This window comes from Clostridium guangxiense (assembly GCF_021043395.1).
In the GTDB taxonomy this organism is placed as follows: domain Bacteria; phylum Bacillota; class Clostridia; order Clostridiales; family Clostridiaceae; genus Clostridium_S; species Clostridium_S guangxiense.
Genome location: NZ_JAJNKE010000006.1, coordinates 109,063 through 131,782 on the forward strand (window position 1 = coordinate 109,063; position 22,720 = coordinate 131,782).

Annotated in this window: 17 protein-coding genes; all 17 read left to right on the forward strand. The window is 32.3% G+C overall.

Going from position 1 to position 22,720, the window contains the following annotated elements:
- Position 1 precedes the first annotated feature (1 nt).
- The 17 genes from LQK79_RS06515 to LQK79_RS06595 all read left to right on the forward strand — a co-directional run bounded on the left by LQK79_RS06515 (position 2) and on the right by LQK79_RS06595 (position 22,509).
- Positions 2 to 1,207: an FtsW/RodA/SpoVE family cell cycle protein gene (locus LQK79_RS06515; RefSeq protein WP_231015992.1), complete on the forward strand. Its 1,206-nt coding sequence runs from the start codon at positions 2 to 4 to the stop codon at positions 1,205 to 1,207.
- A complete protein-coding gene (locus LQK79_RS06520) occupies positions 1,208 to 2,656 on the forward strand; it encodes a peptidoglycan D,D-transpeptidase FtsI family protein (RefSeq protein WP_053240903.1) in 1,449 nt (482 codons plus the stop codon).
- Positions 2,657 to 2,670: 14 nt separating this feature from the next.
- Positions 2,671 to 4,539, forward strand: a complete 1,869-nt coding sequence (gene uvrC, locus LQK79_RS06525) for an excinuclease ABC subunit UvrC (protein WP_231015993.1) — start codon at positions 2,671 to 2,673, stop codon at positions 4,537 to 4,539.
- 321 nt (positions 4,540 to 4,860) lie between these two features.
- Positions 4,861 to 5,586 carry a phosphatase gene (locus LQK79_RS06530; protein WP_231015994.1) on the forward strand — a complete coding sequence of 242 codons (726 nt, stop codon included), beginning with the start codon at positions 4,861 to 4,863 and terminating at the stop codon, positions 5,584 to 5,586.
- A 63-nt stretch (positions 5,587 to 5,649) separates the two neighbouring features.
- Complete coding sequence (gene murB / locus LQK79_RS06535) at positions 5,650 to 6,567, forward strand: UDP-N-acetylmuramate dehydrogenase (RefSeq protein WP_231015995.1); 918 nt, start codon at positions 5,650 to 5,652, stop codon at positions 6,565 to 6,567.
- A gap of 123 nt (positions 6,568 to 6,690) precedes the next feature.
- Entirely contained in the window at positions 6,691 to 7,575 is an 885-nt protein-coding gene (rapZ, locus tag LQK79_RS06540; RefSeq protein WP_231015996.1) for an RNase adapter RapZ, read from the forward strand.
- On the forward strand, positions 7,572 to 8,918 hold the full coding sequence (locus LQK79_RS06545) for a gluconeogenesis factor YvcK family protein (protein WP_053240899.1): 1,347 nt from the start codon (positions 7,572 to 7,574) through the stop codon (positions 8,916 to 8,918). Before rapZ ends, LQK79_RS06545 begins: the two co-directional genes overlap by 4 nt.
- A gap of 5 nt (positions 8,919 to 8,923) precedes the next feature.
- Positions 8,924 to 9,877, forward strand: coding sequence for a DNA-binding protein WhiA (whiA, locus tag LQK79_RS06550; protein WP_053240898.1), 954 nt, complete (start codon positions 8,924 to 8,926; stop codon positions 9,875 to 9,877).
- A 5-nt stretch (positions 9,878 to 9,882) separates the two neighbouring features.
- On the forward strand, positions 9,883 to 11,208 hold the full coding sequence (locus tag LQK79_RS06555; RefSeq protein WP_231015997.1) for a DRTGG domain-containing protein: 1,326 nt from the start codon (positions 9,883 to 9,885) through the stop codon (positions 11,206 to 11,208).
- 32 nt (positions 11,209 to 11,240) lie between these two features.
- On the forward strand, positions 11,241 to 14,732 hold the full coding sequence (locus LQK79_RS06560) for a DNA polymerase III subunit alpha (RefSeq protein ID WP_231015998.1): 3,492 nt from the start codon (positions 11,241 to 11,243) through the stop codon (positions 14,730 to 14,732).
- Positions 14,733 to 14,946: 214 nt separating this feature from the next.
- The gene (pfkA, locus tag LQK79_RS06565; protein ID WP_053240897.1) at positions 14,947 to 15,906 is read left to right on the forward strand and encodes a 6-phosphofructokinase; all 960 of its coding nucleotides are present in this window, start codon (positions 14,947 to 14,949) and stop codon (positions 15,904 to 15,906) included.
- 60 nt (positions 15,907 to 15,966) lie between these two features.
- A complete protein-coding gene (gene pyk / locus LQK79_RS06570) occupies positions 15,967 to 17,388 on the forward strand; it encodes a pyruvate kinase (RefSeq protein ID WP_231015999.1) in 1,422 nt (473 codons plus the stop codon).
- A 497-nt stretch (positions 17,389 to 17,885) separates the two neighbouring features.
- The gene (locus LQK79_RS06575; RefSeq protein WP_231016000.1) at positions 17,886 to 19,055 is read left to right on the forward strand and encodes an ABC transporter substrate-binding protein; all 1,170 of its coding nucleotides are present in this window, start codon (positions 17,886 to 17,888) and stop codon (positions 19,053 to 19,055) included.
- Positions 19,056 to 19,073: 18 nt separating this feature from the next.
- On the forward strand, positions 19,074 to 19,967 hold the full coding sequence (locus tag LQK79_RS06580) for a branched-chain amino acid ABC transporter permease (protein WP_231016001.1): 894 nt from the start codon (positions 19,074 to 19,076) through the stop codon (positions 19,965 to 19,967).
- Between the two features lie 4 nt (positions 19,968 to 19,971).
- Entirely contained in the window at positions 19,972 to 21,030 is a 1,059-nt protein-coding gene (locus LQK79_RS06585; RefSeq protein WP_231016002.1) for a branched-chain amino acid ABC transporter permease, read from the forward strand.
- Complete coding sequence (locus LQK79_RS06590; protein ID WP_053240895.1) at positions 21,030 to 21,800, forward strand: ABC transporter ATP-binding protein; 771 nt, start codon at positions 21,030 to 21,032, stop codon at positions 21,798 to 21,800. The genes LQK79_RS06585 and LQK79_RS06590 overlap by 1 nt, the downstream gene beginning before the upstream one ends.
- Positions 21,793 to 22,509, forward strand: a complete 717-nt coding sequence (locus LQK79_RS06595) for an ABC transporter ATP-binding protein (protein WP_053240894.1) — start codon at positions 21,793 to 21,795, stop codon at positions 22,507 to 22,509. The genes LQK79_RS06590 and LQK79_RS06595 overlap by 8 nt, the downstream gene beginning before the upstream one ends.
- Positions 22,510 to 22,720: the final 211 nt, after the last annotated feature.

A 22,720-nucleotide genomic window follows, 5' to 3' on the forward strand; every position in this document is an offset into this window, starting at 1 on the left:
TATGTATAACAGCGTGAAGGAAGAGAAAAAGCTATTAAGATATACTTACCTTTTTTGCTTAGTTTGTTTCTTTAACTTATTTATAATAAAGGATCCTTTTGATAAAGGAGCACTGGTATTATGTGGAATAATATGCTTTTTAATGGCATATTCGCACTTTATACTTAGAAAATTTTATCCTGATGGAGACAAGTATGTACTTATATTTTCATGTATACTGTCATCTATAGGAATGGTGATGTTATATAGAATTAAGGCAGATCTTGCCGTAAAACAAATTATTTGGTTTATAGGTGGGATTGCAATATTTATACTTATTGTTGTATTGCTTCCAGATCTTAAAAAATACGAAAAGTATAAATATGTATATATGGTTGTTTGCTTGATATTTATGGCAATGGCTACTATTCATGGTACATCAAAATATGGAGCTAAAAACTGGGTGTATATTGGCAGCATGGGATTTCAACCTTCTGAATTTGGAAAAATATTTTTTGTTGCCTATCTGGCGTCTGCCTTAAAGGGATATAAAAATTTTAAACAGCTGATAGAACCAGCCATTGTTGTAATGGTAAGTTTAGGTTTCATGGTACTGCAAAATGATTTAGGTTCAGCTCTTTTATTTTTCGGAATTTCTATTACAATGCTTTATATAGCAACATCAAAATTAAAATACATAGTTGTGTGTTTAATTTTATTTATAGTTGGTGGATTTTTAAGCTATAAATTGTTTGGGCATGTTCGTTTAAGATTTATGATATGGCATAATCCATGGCCGTATAAAACCAATCAAAGTTATCAATTGGTTCAATCAATGTACTCTATAGCTTGGGGTGGATTGTTTGGTACAGGACTTGGACTTGGATATCCTAATTTTGTACCTGTAAGTGAATCTGATTTTATATTTTCAGCTATTTGTGAGGAAATGGGAGTGCTTATGGGATTTGCCATAATGATTCTTTACTTTTTACTTTTTTATAGATGTATGCGTGCAGCGGTATATGCAGAAGATAATTTTTCAAGACTTCTTGCAGTAGGATATAGTGCAATGATAGCGTCACAAGTTTTAGTAATAGTTGGAGGAGTTACTGGAATGATACCTTTAACTGGAATAACTCTTCCACTTATTAGTTCAGGTGGAAGCTCAATGATAATAATTTTTGTTGCCCTTGGTATAATTCAAAAAATATCAGAGGGAGGAAAATAAATGAACGATATTTCGAATAATACAAAAAAGGTTTTGATGGTTTTTATAATATTCTTTATTGCCACCATTTCTTACATAACATATTTTGAAATGGTGACAGGACCTAAAATTGTGAATAATACCGACAATAAAAGGTTATGGGCAAAGAGAAATGAAGTTTTAAGAGGTACAATATATGACAGAAATAAAAAGCCTTTAACGACCAGTGAAAGAGTAAATACTCTTACTCAGAAAAGAAGTTATACTGGAGGGGCATTATTTGCACATGTACTTGGATATGTAAATCAAAAGTATGGATTAACTGGACTTGAAGCTAAGTACGACCAATATTTAATGGGTGCAAAGGATGAGAGTTTAACACAGTTTTTAAATAGTGTCATAAAAAATAAAGGTAATGTTCAAGCAGAAGAAAAAAATGGAGATGATTTAATAACTACTTTAGATTACAATGTTCAAAAGGAGGCATTTGATGCGCTTGGTGATAACAGAGGAGCTGTTGTAGCCTTAGATCCTAAAACTGGTGAAATTTTAGCAATGGTGTCAAAACCATCTTTTGATCCAAATGATTCTGCACTTCAGTCGAATTGGTCTTCATTAAATAGTGATTCAAGTAGACCACTTTTAAATAGAGCAGTCTCAGGATTATATCCGCCGGGATCTACCTTTAAGACTATAACTGCAATTAGTGCACTTGAAAATATATCTGGAATTGAAAATAGAACTTTTAATGACAATGGTGTACTTGTATTTAATTCAAGACAATCCTTAAGGAATTTTGATGGAGAGTCTTTTGGAACTATAAGCTTTAAGGATGCTTATGTGCATTCAAGTAATGTTGTATTTGGAACATTAGGTATGGAACTTGGAAATGACAAGCTAAAGAAAACAGCAGAAGATTTTTATTTTAATAAGGATATACCTTGTGATGGAATAGTTATAGATAAAAGTCAATTTCCAACACTTAAAAGCTATGAAGTGGGAAATAAGGCTCAAAGTGCCATAGGTCAGGCAAGCGATCTTGCTACTCCTATGCAAATGGCTCTTGTAGCAAGTACTATTGCAAATGATGGAGTTATGATGAAACCTCATCTTGTAAAACAGATATTAGCTAGCGACGGAAGTGTTGTGCAAGATATTCAAGGAGAAAGCAATGGAAGCATAATATCAAGTGATGTTGCGGCTACAATGAGAAGTTTTATGAAAAATGTTGTTGCAGAAGGAACAGGTGGAAATGCGGCTATAGAAGGCGTTGATGTTTGTGGTAAAACAGGTACGGCAGATCATCAAGAAAATGGAAAAGATGCAAAACCTCATTCGTGGTTTATAGGCTTTGCTCCATATAACAATCCTAAAGTTGCAGTGGCAGTTATAGTTGAGGATGGAGGCCAAGGTGGTATTGCAGCAGCTAAAATTGCTTCACAGGTAATGGGAACTGCATTGGGCAAGTAGAAGGAGAGAGAAAAGTGTTTGATTTTAAGTATCAGTTAAAGATTCTTCCAGATAGACCAGGAGTATATCTTATGAAGAACTCTTTGGGTGAAATAATATATGTAGGAAAGGCAAAAATATTAAAGAATAGAGTTAGACAATACTTTCAAAGTTCAAAAAACCATTCTGAAAAAGTTAAGGCAATGGTTAAAAACATAGCTGAGTTTGAATATATAGTTACAGATTCTGAAATGGAAGCACTTATTTTAGAATGTAACTTAATAAAAAAGTATAGACCTAGGTATAACATACTCTTAAAAGATGACAAACACTATCCTTTTATTAAGGTCACTATAAATGAGGATTTTCCGAGAATAATAATGACTAGAATGAAAGTTAAGGATGGAACAAAATATTTTGGACCGTACCCTGAAGTTTCAGCGGTATATGAAACGCTGGACTTGATTAAAAAAATTTTTCCTATTAGAAATTGCAAAATGACAATTAAGGAAGGACAGAAGAAAGTTAGACCTTGCCTTAATTATTATATAAAAAGATGTAATGCACCATGCGCAGGATTTGTAACCAAAGAGGAATATTCCGTTATAATAAAGAATGTATTATCACTTCTTTCAGGCAGAAATGTTGAAATTATAAATGATATGAAAAGAAAAATGGATAAAGCAGCGGAAGAACTTGAATTTGAAAAAGCAGCAGCCTATAGAGATAAAATAAGTGCATGTGAAAAAATACTTGAAAAGCAAAAAATAATTGGAAGTAATTTTCAAGATGAGGATTTCATAAATGTTTTTAGCGATGGAAAAGATAGCTGTGTTCAGATATTCTTTGTTAGAACAGGAAAAATTATAGGAAGAGAGCATTTTACTTTTGATAATACAGAAGGGCAGAGCAGTGAGGAAATAATATCCGAATTTATAAAGGAATTTTATGGGGGAACAGCTTATATACCAAAGGATATATATGTTCCTTGTATTTACGATGCAGAACTTTTGCAGGATTGGCTTTCAATGAAAAGAGGTTCTAAAGTAAACATTAAGATTCCACAAAAGGGTGAGAAGAAAGATTTGCTTGATATGGTTTTTAGAAATTCTAAGATTATGCTTGAACAGTTTAAATTAAAACTATTGAGTGATAAGAAGAATAATACACAAGTTATTGAAAAATTGGCTGAATTTCTTAAACTAGATGATATACCACATAGAATAGAAGCATATGATATTTCTAATATTCAAGGTGTTGATTCTGTTGGATCAATGATTGTTTTTGAAGATGGGAAACCTAAAAATAGTGATTATAGAAGATTTAAAATAAATTCTGTAAAGGGCGCTAATGATTACGAGAGTATGAGAGAAATTTTAACTAGAAGATTCAAACATGGTTTAGAAGAGGTTAAAGCAATTGCGGAGAGTAAAATATCTTTAAGTGCAGGAAAGTTTTGTGTGTTTCCGGATCTTATTTTAATGGATGGAGGTAAGGGTCAAATAAATATAGCCCTTGAGGTACTTAAAGAATTTAGTATAAATATTCCTGTATGTGGAATGGTTAAGGATGACAGGCATAATACTAGAGGAATAATATATAATAATGAGGAATTAAATTTAAAGGGAAATTCTGATATAATGCATTTTGTCACTAGAGTTCAAGATGAAGTACATAGGTTTGCTATAACCTATCATAGAAGCCTAAGAGATAAAAGGGTGCTTCATTCAGTGTTAGATGATATACCAGATATAGGAGCTACCAGAAGAAAAGAACTGCTTAAAAATTTTGGCAGCATAGAAAATATAAAAAAAGCATCTTATGATGAACTTATAAAAGTATCATCTATAAACAAAAAAGCAGCAGAAAGCATTGTTCAATACTTTAAAAGCAGTTCACAATGACGAAGAATGGGGATGTCGCACTAAAAATATTGCGAACTAATTTAAGAAGTGAAGGGTTTTAACTTACTTCGTTCGTTAAAAGACTAAGGTTTTCGCTATGCGAAAGGTGAAGGGGTTTACGGTGCTATGCACGTAAAAGGTGAACTTTTTTATCTTCGATAAAAAGCTAAGGATGATTTTCTTACGTTTTACTACAGAAAATCTTTAACTTATTTAAATTATTTATTTTTCGTAGTGAAGCGGAGAAAAATATCCCTTAACTTTTTGCTGTGGCAAAACCCTTCACTCATTGTGAATTGTATTAGTTGGGAGGAAATTGATTTGAAGTACGTAGTAGATTTGCATACGCATAGTATAGTGAGTGGGCATGCTTATACAACATTACTTGAAAATATAAAACAGGCATCGTTAAATGGAATAAAAGTGTTGGGTACTAGTGAACATGGACCTAAAATGCCTGGTGGACCACATATATATTATTTTGGAAACATGAGAAATATTCCTAGGGAGCTTTATGGTGTAAAAATACTAAGGGGCTGTGAAGCTAATATAATTGATAGAGAAGGCAATATAGATTTACCAGAAGAGGTACAAGAAAAGTTGGATTATATAATTGCAAGCCTCCATGATCCATGTATTGATCCAGGAACTATTGAAGAAAACACAAAAGCGGTTATAAATGTTATGAATAATAAAAGAATAGATATACTTGGACATTTGGGGAATCCCACTTTTCCAATCGATAAAGAAACTGTAGTAAAAAAGGCAAAAGCGACTAATACCATTATAGAATTGAATAATGGCTCATTAACTGGTTCTAGAGAAGGAAGCATGGAAAGCTGCATTGAGATAGCTGAGCTTTGTAAGAAAAATAAGGTAAAGGTCATATTAAGCACTGATGCACACATATGTTTTAAAATAGGTAAATTTGAAAAAGCACAAGAAATTGTAAGAAGAGTAAATATGCCTGAAGAACTTATAGTAAATAATGATGAAAACAAAATTTTCGATTATTTAAAGGCAAAAGGCAAGCTGATTAATATTTAAACTTGATTATAAGCCTGTTTTAAATTATACTAACTTTATATTAATATTTTGAGGAGATGTACTATGAATTATATTCAGTATTTTGTGGCAGAACTTAATAAATTTATGGATGAGGATGATATTAAAATTGATGTGCCTATGAAGAAGTACACATCTTTTAAGGTTGGTGGTAATGCTGATGTGCTTATAACACCTAAAAAATATGAAGATGTAAGTAAGATAATAGATTTATGTAAAATTAATAATATAAATTACTATATAGTAGGTAATGGATCTAATATTCTCGTAAAAGATGGCGGGCTTAGGGGAGTCGTTATAAATTTATCTAAACTTAATAAAATAACTATTAATGGTGAAGAACTTACAGCACAAGGAGGAGCTTCACTTGGAGATGTAAGTATAAAATCTCGTGATGAAAGTTTAACAGGTCTTGAATTTGCATGTGGGATTCCAGGTACAGTTGGAGGCGCTGTGGCTATGAATGCTGGTGCATATAATGGTGAGATATCGGATGTGATAGACAGTGTTCTAGTTATGGATAATGATGGACAAATATTGAGATTAAGTAGTGAAAAGCTTGAGCTTGGATACAGGACTAGTATAATATTAAAACAAAACTATATTGTTCTGGAAGCAAGTTTTAAACTTCAAAAGGGAGAATATGATAAAATTGCTGGAAGAATAAGCGATCTTATGAGACGACGAAGAGAAAAACAGCCGCTTGAATATCCTTCAGCAGGAAGTACATTTAAAAGACCAGAGGGGCATTTTGCAGCAAAACTTATTCAAGATAGTGGACTAAAGGGAACCCAAATGGGTGGAGCGCAAGTATCTGATAAACACTCTGGATTTATTATTAACAAAGAAGATGCAACGGCTAAGGATATTTTAGATTTAATACATTTTGTTCAAAAAACAGTTAAGAATAAATTTAATGTAGAACTTGAGCCGGAAGTTAGAATCTGGGGAGAAGATAAATAGGAAATAGCTATATTAATTATTTGCTGAAGTTGTACAGTCATTTTGTATAAGTAACTTCAGCATTTTGTGTTATAATTAAGTTGATTTCAGTATAAACAAGTACTAAATGAGGAGGCGGTAAAAATGAGATTTGTCATTGTTACTGGGTTATCTGGGGCAGGAAAGACTCAGGCAATAAGGAGTCTTGAAGATTTGGGATATTTTTGCGTTGATAATTTGCCGTCAACACTTATACCAAAGTTTGCAGAAGCATGTTTTCAAACGCAAGGAGTGATAGATAGAGTTGCACTTGTAATAGATATTAGAGGTGGTAAGTTTTTTGATAATATTTTTGAAGGATTAGATTATCTTAAAAATAATGGATACAGTTATGAAATATTATTTCTCGATGCTTCAGATGAAGTACTTATAAAGAGATATAAAGAATCCAGAAGAAAGCATCCTCTTGCACCAGAAGGAAGAATTATTAATGGAATAAAGCTTGAAAGAAAAAAGTTGGAAGAAATTCGAAATATGGCAAATAATATAATTGACACTTCAAAGCTTGTAGCAAGAGAACTTAAAGAAAAAATAACAGTAATTTATCAGAGGGAAGGTCAAATTGAAACTAAACTTATAGTTACAGTAGTATCCTTTGGATTTAAATATGGAATTCCAGTTGATTCAGATCTTGTTTTTGATGTTAGATTTTTACCTAATCCATTTTATATACCAGACCTTAAACATTATTCAGGAAATGAAAAGCCGGTAAGTGAATATGTAATGTCATTTCCTCAAACTCAAGCTTTTATTGATAAGCTTCATGATATGCTTAAATTTTTAATACCAAACTACATTAAAGAAGGCAAAAGGCAGCTTATAGTTTCAATAGGGTGCACTGGAGGAAGGCATCGTTCAGTAACAATAGCTAATGAAATTTATAAGAGACTAAAAAATGATGGGCAAATTGTCAATATTGATCATAGAGATATTGAAGAGGATATTAATAAAGGTGGTAAAAAGCTATGAAATTTATGGATTGGATAAAGCCTGGTATTAAACTCAAGCGATGGATTATGCTTGGACTTATTGGAGTGTTTTTTATGGCTTTTGCTCTTGCAGAACTTATAAGAAACGGAATATTCTATAGTAATTATTATAGGGCATTTTATATTTTTCTAATTATAACTGGTGGTTTTATAGTTTATATCTCAATTACTCAAGGAATGCGATCTGTAATATCACTTATAAATAAAGGATACTTGAATGTATCTTTAGATTCTAGAAGGTTGAGTAACTTAATATATGAAAAAAGACTTCTTGTTAAAGGCCCTAAGATTGTTGCAATAGGCGGCGGAACAGGGCTTTCCACCATGCTTAGAGGACTTAAAGATTATACATCTAATATAACCGCCGTTGTTACTGTTGCAGATGATGGAGGCGGTTCAGGTGCTTTGAGAGAAGACCTTGGAATACTTCCGCCAGGTGATATAAGAAACTGTATACTTGCTTTATCCGATACAGAACCACTTATGCAGGAATTACTTCAGTACAGATTTAAAGATGGAAGACTTAAAAATCAAAGTTTTGGAAATCTTTTTTTAGCAGCAATGGATGGGATTTCAGCTAATTTTGAAGAAGCTGTTCGTAAGATGAGCTCTGTACTTGCAGTAACAGGTAAAGTAATTCCAGTTACACTTGATAATGTTGTTTTAAAAGCAAAATTAAAAAATGGGGTTGTAGTGGAAGGAGAGTCAAATATACCAGAAGCTGCAAATTTATATGAAAGCCCAATAGAAAAAGTTTTTATAGATCCTAAGAACGCAAAAGCGCTTAAAGAAACTGTAGAAGCTATAAAAGATGCAGATGCTATAATTTTAGGACCTGGAAGCTTGTATACCAGTGTAATTGCAAACCTTTTAGTAAAAGATATAGCTGTTGAACTTCAAAAAACAAAGGCTCTCAAATTATATGTTTCCAACATAATGACACAGCCTGGAGAAACTGATGGCTTTAGTGTATCTGACCATATAAAGGCAATATTTAAACATGTTGGTGGAAAAGTCGTGGATTATACTGTTGTGAATATAGGCAGTATTGATGAAAAATTAAAGGGAAAATATTTTGAAAAGACATCTGAACTTGTTGAAATAGATGAAAAAGAACTTAATAAAATTGGAGTTGGAGTTATTAAAGGGGATTTCATAAAGATAAAAGATGGCCTTGTAAGACATGATTCTGATAAATTGGCATCAATTTTAATTGAAACTATTATGGATAAAAAATTATTCTATGATAAAAAGAAGATAATTGAATATTTCTACTTATCACAGAGATTAAAAGAAAATAAAGCTACTAAAAATAGGGAGTAAGTAAAATGTCGTTTTCATCGAAAGTAAAAGGAGAAGTCTGTAGATATAATGAATATGATAAAAGCGGAACTATAGCTCTTTTGTCGGCTATTATGAAATCAAGTGGAACCTTGTCACTTGAAGGAAATCGAAAAATAAGTTTTAGGATAGTAACTGAAAATCCAGCTATAGCAAGGCTTATATTTAAACTCTTAAAGGAATTCTTTTCTATACACACAGATATAATGGTGAAGAAAAGCAATTCTTTAAAGAAAAACAATATATATGTAGTGTGTATAACAGAAGAAATGGGAGTAAGAAATTTACTCAAAACTGTGGGAATACTCAAAAATGAAGATGATGTGCTTGAAATTAATTACAATATACCACCTGAGCTTGTTTCTGATGAAGTAAATAAAAGGATGTATATAAGAGGTGCATTTTTGGGCGGCGGCAGTGTAAGTAATCCTGAGAAAATGTATCATCTTGAATTTGTAACCCATGATGAAGAATATGCAAAGGATTTAAGTGGTCTAATTAACACTTATAACTTAAATTCAAAAGTAATAAAAAGAAAAAGTAGTTATGTAGTATATATAAAAGAAGGAGAGCATATAGTTGATCTTTTAAATATTATTGGAGCACACACAAACCTTCTTGAACTCGAAAATATAAGAATTATGAAAGAAATGAGAAATAACGTAAATAGATTGGTAAATTGTGAAACTGCAAATCTAAGCAAGACAGTTAATGCTTCTGTAAGGCAAGTAGAAAGTATTAAACTTATACAAAGAGAAATAGGCCTTGCAAGACTTCCAGAAAATTTACGTGAGATTGCAGATTTAAGACTTAATTATCCTGATGAATCTTTAAAAGAACTTGGGAAAATGCTGGATCCACCTGTTGGAAAGTCAGGTGTCAATCATAGATTGAGGCGTATAGAAAAAATTGCAGAAGAAATTAGAAAGGAGGGAAAATAAATTTAATGTCGAAGCATGAGGAAATAATAAGATACATCATGACACTTAAAGCTGGCACTAAAATTTCCGTAAGAAGCATAGCCAATAAGTTAGAAGTAAGCGAAGGAACCGCTTATAGAGCAATTAAAGAATGTGATAACCTTGGACTGGTAACCACAATACCTAGAGTTGGAACTATAAAAATAGATAAGGTTCAAAAAAAGAATATAGAAGTGCTTACTTATGGAGAAATTGTTAGTATAATAGATGGAAGCATACTTGGAGGCAGAACAGGAATAGATAAAACGCTTAACAAGTTTGTTATAGGTGCCATGACGGCAGAAGCTATGGATAAGTATATAAGTCCAGGAAGCTTGACTATTGTTGGAAATAGAGAAGATGCACAAAAGGTATCACTTCTTAATAATTCTGCAGTACTCATAACTGGTGGCTTTGGATGCAGTGACGAGATTAAAAGCTTGGCAGATGAAAAACAACTTCCAGTTATATCTTCAAATTATGATACTTTTACCATTGCAAGTATAATAAATAAAGCGATATCTGAAAACTTAATTAAAAAGGATATAATTTTGGTTGAAGATATAATGAATGATGATCCACAGTATTTAAAATATGATGATTCAGCTAAAAAGCTTAAAAAGTATGAAAAGATGAGTGGGATACATAAATTACCTGTTGTAAATAAGAATAAAAAAGTAATTGGAGTTATTAATTTTAAACGGCTAAGTGAAAAAATAGAAAATGAAGATGTAAAAAGTGATTATATCGTTGGAAAGTATATAAATGAGGAACCTTTTATTGTAGATTGTAAAACCACTGTTGCATATGCAGCACACATTATGGGCTGGGAGAATATAAGTATGTGTTTAGTGGTTGATAGCAATAAAAAACTCATTGGTACAATAGGAAGAAAAGAAATTGTTGAAGCAATTCAGTATGCTCTTAGGCAGCCTCAAGCAGGTGAAACAATAGAAGATATGATACTTAAAAACTTTCAATATTCTTATGCAGAGGATGGAATGCATTTTTATGGTAAAATAGTATCTGAAATGTTAGAACCACTTGGATCGGCATCATGGAATTCACTTGGAATGCTTCTTTCAACAGCAGCTGTGATGACATTAAGGAGTAAAAATAATATGAATGTATCTATTGACAGCATATCAACTTATTTTGTAAAACCAATTCAAATGGATACTAATATTAATATACATACTAAAATAATAGATCTTGGAAGATTTTTTGCTAAGGTTGAGGTTGGAATGGTTAATGAAAAGAACGAAGATATAGCAAAGTCCATACTTTCGGCTAAAATCTTGAAGATACAATAATAGATTCAACAATATAGAAAGGAGGAAATTACATGGAGGATATTTTTAAAGATTTCGTTCATTTGCATGTACATACAGAATACAGCCTATTAGATGGCTCTGGAAAGATAGAAAAATTAGTTCAAAGGGCAAAAGAACTTGGAATGAAAAGTATTGCAATAACAGATCATGGAGCTATGTATGGCTGTGTTGAATTTTATAAGGCAGCTAAAGAAGCGGGAATAAAACCAATAATAGGCTGCGAAATTTATGTGGCAACTAAATCAATGTACATAAAGCAAAACGATCCTGAAAATGAAACACATCATCTTGTACTGCTTGTTAAAAATGAAACTGGTTATAAAAATCTCATGAAAATTGTTTCAAAAGCATCTATAGATGGTTTTTATTATAAGCCAAGAGTTGACCATGAGTATTTAAAACAGCATAGTGAAGGAATTATAGCTTCAAGTGCTTGTCTGGCTGGAGAAATACAGTCCGATTTGCTTAAGGGAAGGCTTGAAAGAGCTAAAGAAACTGCACTTTTTTATAAGGATATATTTAAAGATGGTTTTTATCTTGAACTTCAAGATCATGGGATAAGTGAACAGTTAAAAGTAAATGAGCTGGTTATACAGCTTTCAAAGGAACTTGATATTCCTCTTATTGCAACTAATGATGTTCATTACATAAATAAAGAAGATTCAAGAGCTCATGATATACTTTTGTGCATACAAACAGGAAAAAATGTAGATGATGAAAATAGAATGAAATATGTTCCAGAGCAGTTTTATTTAAAATCTCAGGAAGAAATGTATAATCAATTTTCATATGTAAAAGAAGCACTTTTGAATACTTCAAAGATAGCTGACGAATGTAATTTTGAGTATAAATTCCATGAATCAAAACTTCCTAATTTTCCACTTCCAGAAGGTACAGATCACTATTTATACCTAGAAAATTTGTGTAAGAATGGGCTTCATGAAAGGTATGCCAACATAACCGATGAGCTGAAAAAAAGACTTGACTATGAGCTTGGAATAATAAGGCAGATGGGTTATGTTGATTATTTTCTTATAGTTTGGGATTTTATAAGATTTGCAAGAGAAAATGAAATACCTACAGGACCTGGAAGGGGATCTGGTGCAGGGTCACTAGTTGCGTATACTCTTGGAATAACAAAAATTGATCCTATTAAATATAATTTAATTTTTGAAAGATTCTTAAATCCAGATAGAATATCGATGCCAGATATTGATAGTGATTTTTGCTATGAAAAAAGACAGAAGGTTATAGACTATGTAGTAGAGAAATACGGCAAAGACTGTGTTTCACAAATTGTAACCTTTGGAACTATGGCTGCAAGACTTTGTATAAGAGATGTTGGAAGGGCTATGAATTATTCTTATGCAGAGGTTGATAAAATAGCTAAAATGATTCCATCAGTACTTAATATAACTATAGATAAAGCGCTTGAACTTAACCCTGAACTTAAAGAAATATACGATTCAGATGATAGAATAAAAGATTTAATCGATGTTGCAAGAACACTAGAAGGACTCCCAAGACATACTTCGACTCATGCTGCAGGTGTTGTAATATCCTCTCAACCTCTTGTGAATTATGTACCGCTTCTTAAAAATGAAGATTCAATTGTAGCACAGTTTACCATGGGAGTACTTGAGGAACTTGGACTTTTAAAGATGGACTTTTTAGGTCTTAGAACTCTTACAGTTATAAAAGATACTATAGATATGATCAAAGAAAATCAAGGTATAGACATAGATATAGATAAAATAAATTTTGAAGATGAAAAAGTTTATAAAATGATAGGCGATGGAAAAACAGTTGGTGTATTTCAACTTGAATCTCCAGGAATGACAAGTTTTATGAAAGAGTTAAAACCTGACAGTCTTGAAGATATAATTGCGGGTATAAGTCTTTATAGACCTGGGCCTATGAGTGAAATACCTAGGTATATTAAGAATAAAAATAATTCTGAGGAAATACAGTATCTTACACCAGAACTTGAGCCAATTTTAAAGGTTACTTACGGATGTATGGTTTATCAAGAACAGGTAATGCAAATAGTAAGAGATCTTGCAGGATATTCTATGGGCAGAAGTGACCTTGTAAGACGTGCCATGTCCAAAAAGAAGCATCATGTTATGGAAGAAGAAAGGCATAATTTTATATATGGAATTACAAATGAAGAGGGAGAAGTTGAGGTCCCTGGCTGTGTAAGAAATGGTATATCAGCAGAAATTGGAAATAAGATATATGATTCAATGATGGATTTCGCAAGTTATGCATTTAATAAATCACATGCTGCTGCCTATGCTGTAGTTGCATATGATACTGCATATTTAATTTGCTACTACCCTACAGAGTACATTGCTGCAATGCTTAATAGCGTTATGGGAAATAATGAGAAGGTAGCATTTTACACTAGATTTGCAGATAAACTTGGAATACAAATTTTACATCCAGATATAAACGAAAGCTATTCAAAGTTTACAGTTAAAGGTGAAACTATAAGATTTGGAATGGCATCTATTAAAAATGTGGGTATGAATGTAGTAGAAAGCATAGTAAAAGCAAGAAATAAAAGCGGGAGGTTCTCATCATTCACTGATTTTTGCAATAAAATTGATATGTCATATGTAAATAAAAAAGCAGTAGAAAGCATAATTAAGGCTGGAGGTTTTGATAGCTTTGGCGTATATAGGTCTCAACTTATTTCGGTTTTTGAAAAAGTTATGGATGGAGTATCAAACCAGCAGAAAAAAAACATACAGGGACAGATGAATTTATTCACAGATTTTGGTAAAAATACCTATGATGATATTGAAATAAAGTATCCAGACATAAAGGAATTTGATAAAAAATATATTCTTGCAATGGAAAAAGAAATGACAGGAATATACCTCTCAGGTCATCCTCTTGAAGATTATAAGGAAACTTTGGAAAATGTTACAAATACAAAAATATTAGATATAATTGGAAATGAATCTCTAGAAGAGGACGGAAGTCTACCTCAGGATAATGGAATAGTGGACGGATCAAGGGTTATTATAGGAGGTATAGTTACTGAGGTTACTAAAAAAGTAACTAAAAATAACACTATGATGGCGTTTATAAAAGTAGAAGATATGTATGCTGGCATAGAAATTGTAATATTTCCTAAAGTATTTGAGAAAAATATTTCCTACATAAAAGAAGATGAGCTGGTAATAATAAAGGGTAGGATAAACAAAAGAGAGGATGAACAGCCTAAAATATTATGTGAAGAAATTAAACCTCTCATAAAAATCAGTAATGAAAAACTTTATATTTTAGTTGAAGATGAAGAAGAAGTTAGGAATGCACTAAGTAAAATAAGGGAAATAGGTGTTGTTTATAAAGGAAATATTCCTATTTATCTATGTACTAAAAAAGAAAGAAAAAAGTTTTTGATTGACAAATCTATGTGGCTTGAAAAAAATATTGATTCAATGAATTTTTTAAAAGATAAGTTTGGCGAATCCAATATAAAAGTGTTATAATATAGCTGGATGTTAATTCATTTGTTACATTAAATAAAATAATAATAAAAGTTTTAGAAAAATGTATTAATATTTTTAAATGTAGGCTTTATTTTACACAAAGCATTGAATATTTATTTATTTTAGATTAAAATTAATATTGTAATTTACAATTGTCAATTTGTAAAATATGTGGGACAAGTTAAGTCCCTGCGGTCGTAGGAGGTATATGAATATGAAGACTATAGCAGTACTTACAAGTGGTGGAGATGCACCAGGAATGAACGCTGCAATTAGAGCAGTAGTTAGAACTGCACTAGATAAAGGTCTTAAAGTTATGGGAATTCAAAGAGGATACAGCGGCCTTATAAATGGTGAACTTTTTGAAATGCAGAGGCACAGTGTTTCTGACATAATTCAAAGAGGTGGAACAATACTTAGAACTGCAAGATGTGCTGAATTTTTAAAAGAAGAAGGAAGAAAGAAAGCGGCAGATGTCCTAAGGGTATTTGGCGTTGATGGTCTTGTTGTAATAGGAGGCAATGGTTCCTTTATGGGAGCGCAAAAGCTATCAAAATTGGGAATAGCAACAGTTGGACTTCCGGGTACTATCGATAATGATTTATCCTATACTGATTATACAATAGGTTTTGATACTACACTTAATACTGTGTTAGATGCTATTAATAAACTTAGAGATACTTCTACATCTCATGAAAGAGTAAGTATAGTTGAGGTTATGGGAAGAGATTGTGGTGATATAGCATTATACTCTGGCATTGCAGGTGGAGCTGAAAGTGTTATTATACCAGAAAAAGGTTATGATTTTGATAACCTATGCAAAACAATACTTGAAGGAAAGTTAAATGGTAAGATGCATAATTTAATAATCCTAGCAGAAGGTGTTGGCGGTGCAGCAGAACTTGCCAAAAAGGTTGAAAGTGTTACAGGGATAGAAACAAGAGCTACAATTTTAGGACACATTCAAAGAGGTGGAAGTCCATCAGCTTTTGACAGAATACTTGCATCAAGAATGGGAGTAAAAGCTGTAGAAGTATTGATTGAAGGAAAAACATCTAGAGTAGTTGGAATAAGAGATAACAAAATAGTTGATGATGATATTGATGAAGCTTTGGATATGCCAAGAAAATTTAATGAGGAACTTTATAACATAGCTAATATGCTTTCAAAATAATTTATATATATATATTTAGTTTTTAAATCACACTTTATAAGAAATGAGGAGAGTAATATAATGCAAAGAACAAAGATGATTTTTACACTAGGACCTGCAAGTGAAAATGAGGAAATTTTATCAAAATTTATTGAAGCTGGAATGAACGCTTCAAGACACAACTTTTCACATGGAGATCACGAAGAACACAGAGGAAGAATAAACCTTGTAAAAAAATTAAGAGAAAAGTATAACAAGCAAATAGCAATAGTGCTAGATACAAAGGGACCAGAAATAAGAACTGGAAATTTTGAACCTTCAAAGTTAGAATTAGCTAAAGGATCAACATTTACTGTTCACTGTGGTGAAGAAGTAGTTGGAGATGCAACAAAATGTTCTATCAGTTACAAGAACTTATACAAAGATGTAAAACCAGGCAACACTATATTAATAGATGATGGTCTTGTTGGACTTACAGTTAAAACAATAGAAGGAACAAATATTGTTTGTGAAGTTGCAAATACAGGATTGGTTGGAAGCCACAAAGGAGTTAATGTACCTAACGTATCAATAAAGCTTCCTGCAATGACTGAAAAAGATAAAGATGATTTAATCTTCGGATGTGAAGTTGGAATTGATGCTGTAGCTGCATCATTTGTAAGAAAAGCTGAAGATGTAAAAGCTATAAGAGATGTTCTTGTAGCACATGGTGGAAAAGATATAAAAATAATCTCAAAGGTTGAAAGCCAAGAGGGTGTTGACAATATAGATGATATCATAGAGTATTCTGATGCTATCATGGTTGCTAGAGGAGATATGGGAGTTGAAATTCCTATAGAAAAAGTTCCTTTAACTCAAAAAATGATAATAGAAAAATGTAATAAAGCAGGAAAATTTGTTATAACTGCAACTCAAATGCTTGATTCTATGATAAGAAACCCAAGACCAACAAGAGCAGAAGCATCAGATATAGCTAATGCAATATTTGATGGTACAGATGCTATAATGTTAAGTGGAGAAAGTGCTAATGGATCATACCCAGTAGAAGCTGTTCAAACAATGGCAAAAATAGCACAAGAAGCAGAATCTCAATTAGATTATGAAAAAATCTTAGCTAAGAGAAAAGAAGACGCAACTCCAAGTGTTGCAAATTCAATAGCTATGTCAGCTTGTGCTACAGCAAGAGAATTAGGAGCAACAGCAATAATAACTGCCACTCAAACAGGAAATACTGCAAGAATGGTTTCAAAATACAGACCTAATGTTCCAGTTATAGCTGTAACACCAAATGAAAGTGTTGCAAGAAAGCTTGCTTTAAACTGGGGAGTTGTTACAATAGTATCCGAATCAGTTAAATCAACAGATGAATTAATAGCTTCTTCTGTAGATAAGGCTTTACAAGCTGGATATATTAAAAAAGGTGATTTAGTAGTTGTTGCTGCAGGAATACCTGTAGATGTAACAGGAACTACTAACATGATGAAAGTTCACGTTGTTAAATAGTACTTGCACAAATAAATAGAAGAAAAGGAACTGCTTGACCAAGGTTGAGTAGTTCTTTTTTTGCAGAGTTAGCGGAGAAAAATCATCCATCACTTTACTCTTAATCTTTAAAAATTACTTGTAAAACTTTAATATTTGAGTTCTAAAGATTTCCTGTATAAAAAATTTTTTTATATAAGTATATTATTTTGCTATTGTGGTTAAAATGATAAGATGATAAAATATAATGATAAAAAGAATTAAATGGCAACTGATTCTTTTTCAGTATACCGCGTTTATATTAAAATTTTTTATAACAAATCTGCTTTTTCTAAATATTAAAAATTTAATTTAAATATGGCAGCTAAAGCGGTATTTATTCTACTTGCACCTTAGGGTGCTTTTTTTTATATGCCAATAAGTTACATTTTGTATTTCGTTGACATACGTGTGTATTTAATATAGAATAAATATGTTGAATAAATACTAAAAAAGGCGAAAAACAGGAGGCTATTTTAATGAGAAGAAAACTTTCATTCGTTTTGGCTTTAATTATGTTGACATCCTTAGTTTTAACTGGATGCAGTGCTAAAGCGAATAGAAAAAAGAAATTTAGCAGCGATGTAATAAAAATTGGTGTATTTGAACCAATGACCGGTGCTAACGCAGCAGGTGGAGAGCTTGAGGTTGAAGGGGTAAAATTAGCAAATAAACTTTATCCAACAGTTAACGGAAAAAAGGTTGAATTGGTTTTTGCTGATAATAAATCAGACAAGGTAGAGGCAGCAAGTGCGGCTTCAAATCTTGTAGAACAAGAAAATGTAAATGCCATTATAGGAAGTTGGGGAAGCGGAAATTCAATGGCCGCTGGTGATGTTATTAAACAAGCGCAGATACCGACTGTGGGAGCTTCGTGTACAAGCCCATTGGTTACTGCAGGTAATGATTATTACTTTAGAGTTTGTTTCATTGATCCTTTTCAAGGAACTGTTATGGCTAAATATGCAGCAAATGAATTAAAGGTTAAAAAAGTAGCTTTACTTCAGGAAGTATCAAGCGATTATTCAGTGGGAATCTGTAAATTCTTTTCTGATGCATTTAAAAAGTTCACTAAAAATGAAAATGCCATTATAGCTAAGGAAAATTATAATACAGGTGATCAAGACTTTACAGCACAGCTTACGACTATAAAAGGTAAGCATCCTGACGCTATATTTGCACCGGGTAACTTTACAGAAGGAGCTTTAATAATAAAGCAAGCTAGACAGCTTGGAATAAAAGTTCCTATTATAGGAGGAGATACTTGGGAAACACCTGAGTTTATAGATATAGGTAAGGATGCAGTAGAAGGAACAGTTTTTTCAACCTTCTTTGCAACTGAAAAGCCTATAACTGAAGAATCAAAGAAATTTCTTGCAGCTTATAGAGCACAATATAAGAAGGAACCAGCAGCAGTTACGGCTTTAGCATATGATGCTTATTTGGTAATACTTGATGCTATAAAAAGATCAAATTCAGTAGATCCAGTAAAAATAAGAGATGCAATTGCTAAAACTAAAAATTTTCCTGGAGCAGCAGGAGTAATTACAATCGATGAAAATAATAATGCTGTTAAAGACGCAGTATTAAAAGTGGTGAAAAACGGAAAATTTACTTATCTTGATACTATAAAAGCAAATGAAAAATAAAATGAGGTGATTGATAATATGACTTTTGAAATTTTTATGCAGCATTTGGCTAACGGAATCTCTCTTGGAAGCCTATATGCGCTTATAGCTATAGGTTATACGATGGTTTATGGTATATTAAAACTTATAAATTTTGCACACGGTGATATATTTATGATGGCAGCTTATTTTGCTTTCTTTGGAGTAGCAACCTTTGGCTTGCCCTGGTATTTTGCATTCATAATAGCCATAGCTATGACAGGTGTACTCGGAATGACAATAGAATTCACAGCATATAGACCTCTTAGGTCAGCACCCAAAATATCTATTTTAATTTCAGCAATTGGTGTATCCTTTTTACTTGAAAACTTAGCTGTAGTTCTATTTGGTGGAAGACCAAAAGCATTTCCAACACCAGCAATATTTACAAATGTGGTTAATATAGGTGGAGTATCAATTCAAAATCTTAGCTTCATAATTCCTGTGGTAACTATAGTGCTTTTATTTGTACTTTTATATTTAGTTAATAAAACAAATGTTGGTATGGCTATGAGAGCAGTTTCGAAGGATGTAGACACTGCAAAACTTATGGGTATTAACGTAAATAGAATAATTTCCTTTACATTTTGCATAGGATCTATGTTAGCAGCTATAGGAGCTGTTATGTGGTCACTTAAGTATCCTCAGATAGTTGCACTTATGGGAATGATACCAGGTCTAAAATGCTTTATAGCAGCAGTTATTGGCGGTATAGGAGATATAAAAGGAGCTGTTATTGGAGGCTTTATTCTTGGAATAGGTGAAATAATGTTAGTGGCATTTTTGCCGGGTTTAACTGGATATAGAGATGCGTTTGCTTTTGTACTTTTAATAGTAATATTAATATTTAAACCTACTGGGATAATGGGCAAAAATTTAACAGAGAAGGTGTAAACTTATGTTGAAGAAAAACAAAATTTTGAATATAGCACTTATTGCAGCTATATTTTTACTTTTAATTTTTGCAGATAATTACTTAGATAATTACAAAATAAGAATTTTAAATTTGTGTGCAATATATGCAATTTTAGGACTTAGCATGAATCTTATAAATGGATTTACCGGATTATTTTCATTGGGACATGCTGGCTTTATAGCAGTTGGAGCGTATACAACAGCTTTGCTTACAATGGCTCCTAAGGTTAAAAATCAGAACTTTTTTATGGAACCTTTAATATCACCATTAAATCATATATCAATTCCTTTTCTTCCAGCGTTAATAATAGCCGGAATTGTTTCTGCAGCACTGGCCTTTTTAATAGCGGCACCAGCGCTTAGGCTGAAAGGGGACTACCTTGCAATTGCAACCTTAGGCTTTGCTGAAATAATAAGAATTGTTTTGAATAACTTACAAAGTATAACTAATGGTGCGTTAGGGCTTAGAGGTATTCCTAATAATACAAATTTGTATTGGAGTTTTGGAATTGCCATTTTTACTGTTATAGTGATAGTTTCACTTATAAATAGTTCTTTTGGAAGAGCCCTAAAAGCTATAAGAGAAGATTCTATTGCAGCTGAAAGTATGGGGATTAATTTGTTTAAGCACAAAACCATAGCTTTTACTATAGGGGCTTTTTTCGCAGGAGTAGGAGGAGGGCTTTTAGGAAATTTGCTTGGAACAATAGATCCTAGCATGTTTAAATTTGTACTTACCTTCAACATACTGCTAATAGTAGTAATTGGCGGAATGGGAAGCGTAACTGGTTCTATAATTTCAGCTTTTGTTGTAACTATTTTGGGTGAATTACTGAGATTTTTGGATATGGAAAAGGAATTTGGAATTGGCTTTATTAAATTTCAAGGTATACCAGGACTAAGAATGGTTGTTTTCTCGGTACTTTTAATGGTTATTGTTTTATTCTTTAGAAATGGAATTATGGGCACAAAAGAGTTTAGCTGGAAATCTATACTTGGAATTTTTACTAAAAAACCTCTAGGACAGGGAGGAAAAAACTAATGGCATTACTTAAAGTAGAAAATGCGACAATGCAGTTTGGTGGTCTTACAGCGGTTAAAGATTTTAATCTTGAGATAAATGAAGGTGAAATAGTATCTTTGATAGGACCTAATGGAGCAGGTAAAACCACAGCGTTTAATATGATAACGAATGTTTATACACCTACAAAAGGTAAAATAATTTTTAAGGATAAGGACATCACAGGTAAAAGACAGGATCTTATAACAAAAGAGGGGATTGCAAGAACCTTCCAAAATATAAGACTTTTTAAGGATTTAAATGTACTTGATAATGTATTGATAGCTAATCATGTTCACATAAAATCAAACTTTATTGAGGCTATATTAAAGCTTCCAAAATATAAAAGAGAAGAAAAGGAAATGCTTGATAAATCTCTTGAACTTTTAAGAGATTTAGGTTTAGAAGATTTAAAATACGAAAAATCAAGTTCACTTCCTTATGGTAAACAGAGAAAGCTTGAAATAGCAAGAGCACTTGCAACTAATCCCAAGCTTCTTTTACTGGATGAACCAGCAGCAGGTATGAATCCTACAGAAACGGATGAGCTTTCTGAATTTGTAAATGAGATAAAGGAAAAGTATAAATTAACAATATTTATGATAGAGCATCATATGAGTATGGTTATGAGCTTGTCAGATAAAATACAGGTTTTTGAGTATGGAATTACCATAGCTAAAGGCACACCTTCTCAAATTCAAAATGATAAAAAGGTTATAGACGCATATTTGGGGGTATCCGAGGATGATTAAAATAGAGGATTTAGTAGTGGCATATGGTGGTATAGAGGCTTTAAAGGGCATAAGCTTGGATGTGCCAAGTGGTAAAATAGTTACCTTGGTTGGAGCTAATGGAGCTGGTAAGAGTACAACATTAAAGGCTATAGTTGGACTTGTAAAACCTAAAAGTGGAAGTATAGAGTATGAAGGTAAGGATTTAACGAAGATTAGTACTGAAAGTATGGTTAAAAACGGAATAGCTTTAGTGCCAGAAGGAAGAAAAGTTTTTGAAGACTTAACCGTACTTGAAAATTTAAAAATAGGTGCTTATTCCAGAAAAGATCGTAAAGGCATAGAAGAGGATTTACAAAAGGTCTATTCTTTATTTCCTAGATTAAAGGAAAGAACCTGGCAGCTATCTGGAACTTTATCTGGTGGAGAACAGCAGATGCTTGCCATAGGAAGAGCTCTTATGTCAAGACCAAAGTTAATAATGATGGACGAGCCTTCTCTTGGACTTGCACCTATAGTAGTAAAAGGATTATTTGAAATCATAAAGAAAATAAATAAAGATGGTATGACGGTTCTTCTAATAGAGCAGAATGCCAATGCAGCTTTGAAAATAGCGGATGTTGGCTACATTATGGAAACAGGAAGGATAACCTTGAGTGGTACAGGACAAGAATTGCTTAGTAATGATGAAATAAAGAAAGCATATCTAGGAGAAACAGCAGCGAAGTAGTACAAGGAGAAAATTCCTTCGTGCCTACGGAATTTTAGAAATGAATCTTTGTAATCAAATATATTGCTTTTAATTTCTATTGATTAATTATGTTTACCACGAATTTTTCGTAGAGAATCGGAGAAAAATTTTCCTTGTGTAACGAAGGAAACCACTTGCTAAGCAAGTGGAAGAAAAAAGGCTTATGCCGTTGAGCAGAAAAAAACTCCTA

Coding starts and splice junctions, on each gene's coding strand:
- LQK79_RS06515 (WP_231015992.1), top strand. CDS start 2: ATGTATAACAGCGTGAAGGAAGAGAAAAAGCTATTAAGATATACTTAC.
- LQK79_RS06520 (WP_053240903.1), top strand. CDS start 1,208: ATGAACGATATTTCGAATAATACAAAAAAGGTTTTGATGGTTTTTATA.
- murB (WP_231015995.1), top strand. CDS start 5,650: ATGAATTATATTCAGTATTTTGTGGCAGAACTTAATAAATTTATGGAT.
- rapZ (WP_231015996.1), top strand. CDS start 6,691: ATGAGATTTGTCATTGTTACTGGGTTATCTGGGGCAGGAAAGACTCAG.
- LQK79_RS06545 (WP_053240899.1), top strand. CDS start 7,572: ATGAAATTTATGGATTGGATAAAGCCTGGTATTAAACTCAAGCGATGG.
- whiA (WP_053240898.1), top strand. CDS start 8,924: ATGTCGTTTTCATCGAAAGTAAAAGGAGAAGTCTGTAGATATAATGAA.
- LQK79_RS06555 (WP_231015997.1), top strand. CDS start 9,883: ATGTCGAAGCATGAGGAAATAATAAGATACATCATGACACTTAAAGCT.
- LQK79_RS06560 (WP_231015998.1), top strand. CDS start 11,241: ATGGAGGATATTTTTAAAGATTTCGTTCATTTGCATGTACATACAGAA.
- pfkA (WP_053240897.1), top strand. CDS start 14,947: ATGAAGACTATAGCAGTACTTACAAGTGGTGGAGATGCACCAGGAATG.
- pyk (WP_231015999.1), top strand. CDS start 15,967: ATGCAAAGAACAAAGATGATTTTTACACTAGGACCTGCAAGTGAAAAT.
- LQK79_RS06575 (WP_231016000.1), top strand. CDS start 17,886: ATGAGAAGAAAACTTTCATTCGTTTTGGCTTTAATTATGTTGACATCC.
- LQK79_RS06580 (WP_231016001.1), top strand. CDS start 19,074: ATGACTTTTGAAATTTTTATGCAGCATTTGGCTAACGGAATCTCTCTT.
- LQK79_RS06585 (WP_231016002.1), top strand. CDS start 19,972: ATGTTGAAGAAAAACAAAATTTTGAATATAGCACTTATTGCAGCTATA.
- LQK79_RS06590 (WP_053240895.1), top strand. CDS start 21,030: ATGGCATTACTTAAAGTAGAAAATGCGACAATGCAGTTTGGTGGTCTT.
- LQK79_RS06595 (WP_053240894.1), top strand. CDS start 21,793: ATGATTAAAATAGAGGATTTAGTAGTGGCATATGGTGGTATAGAGGCT.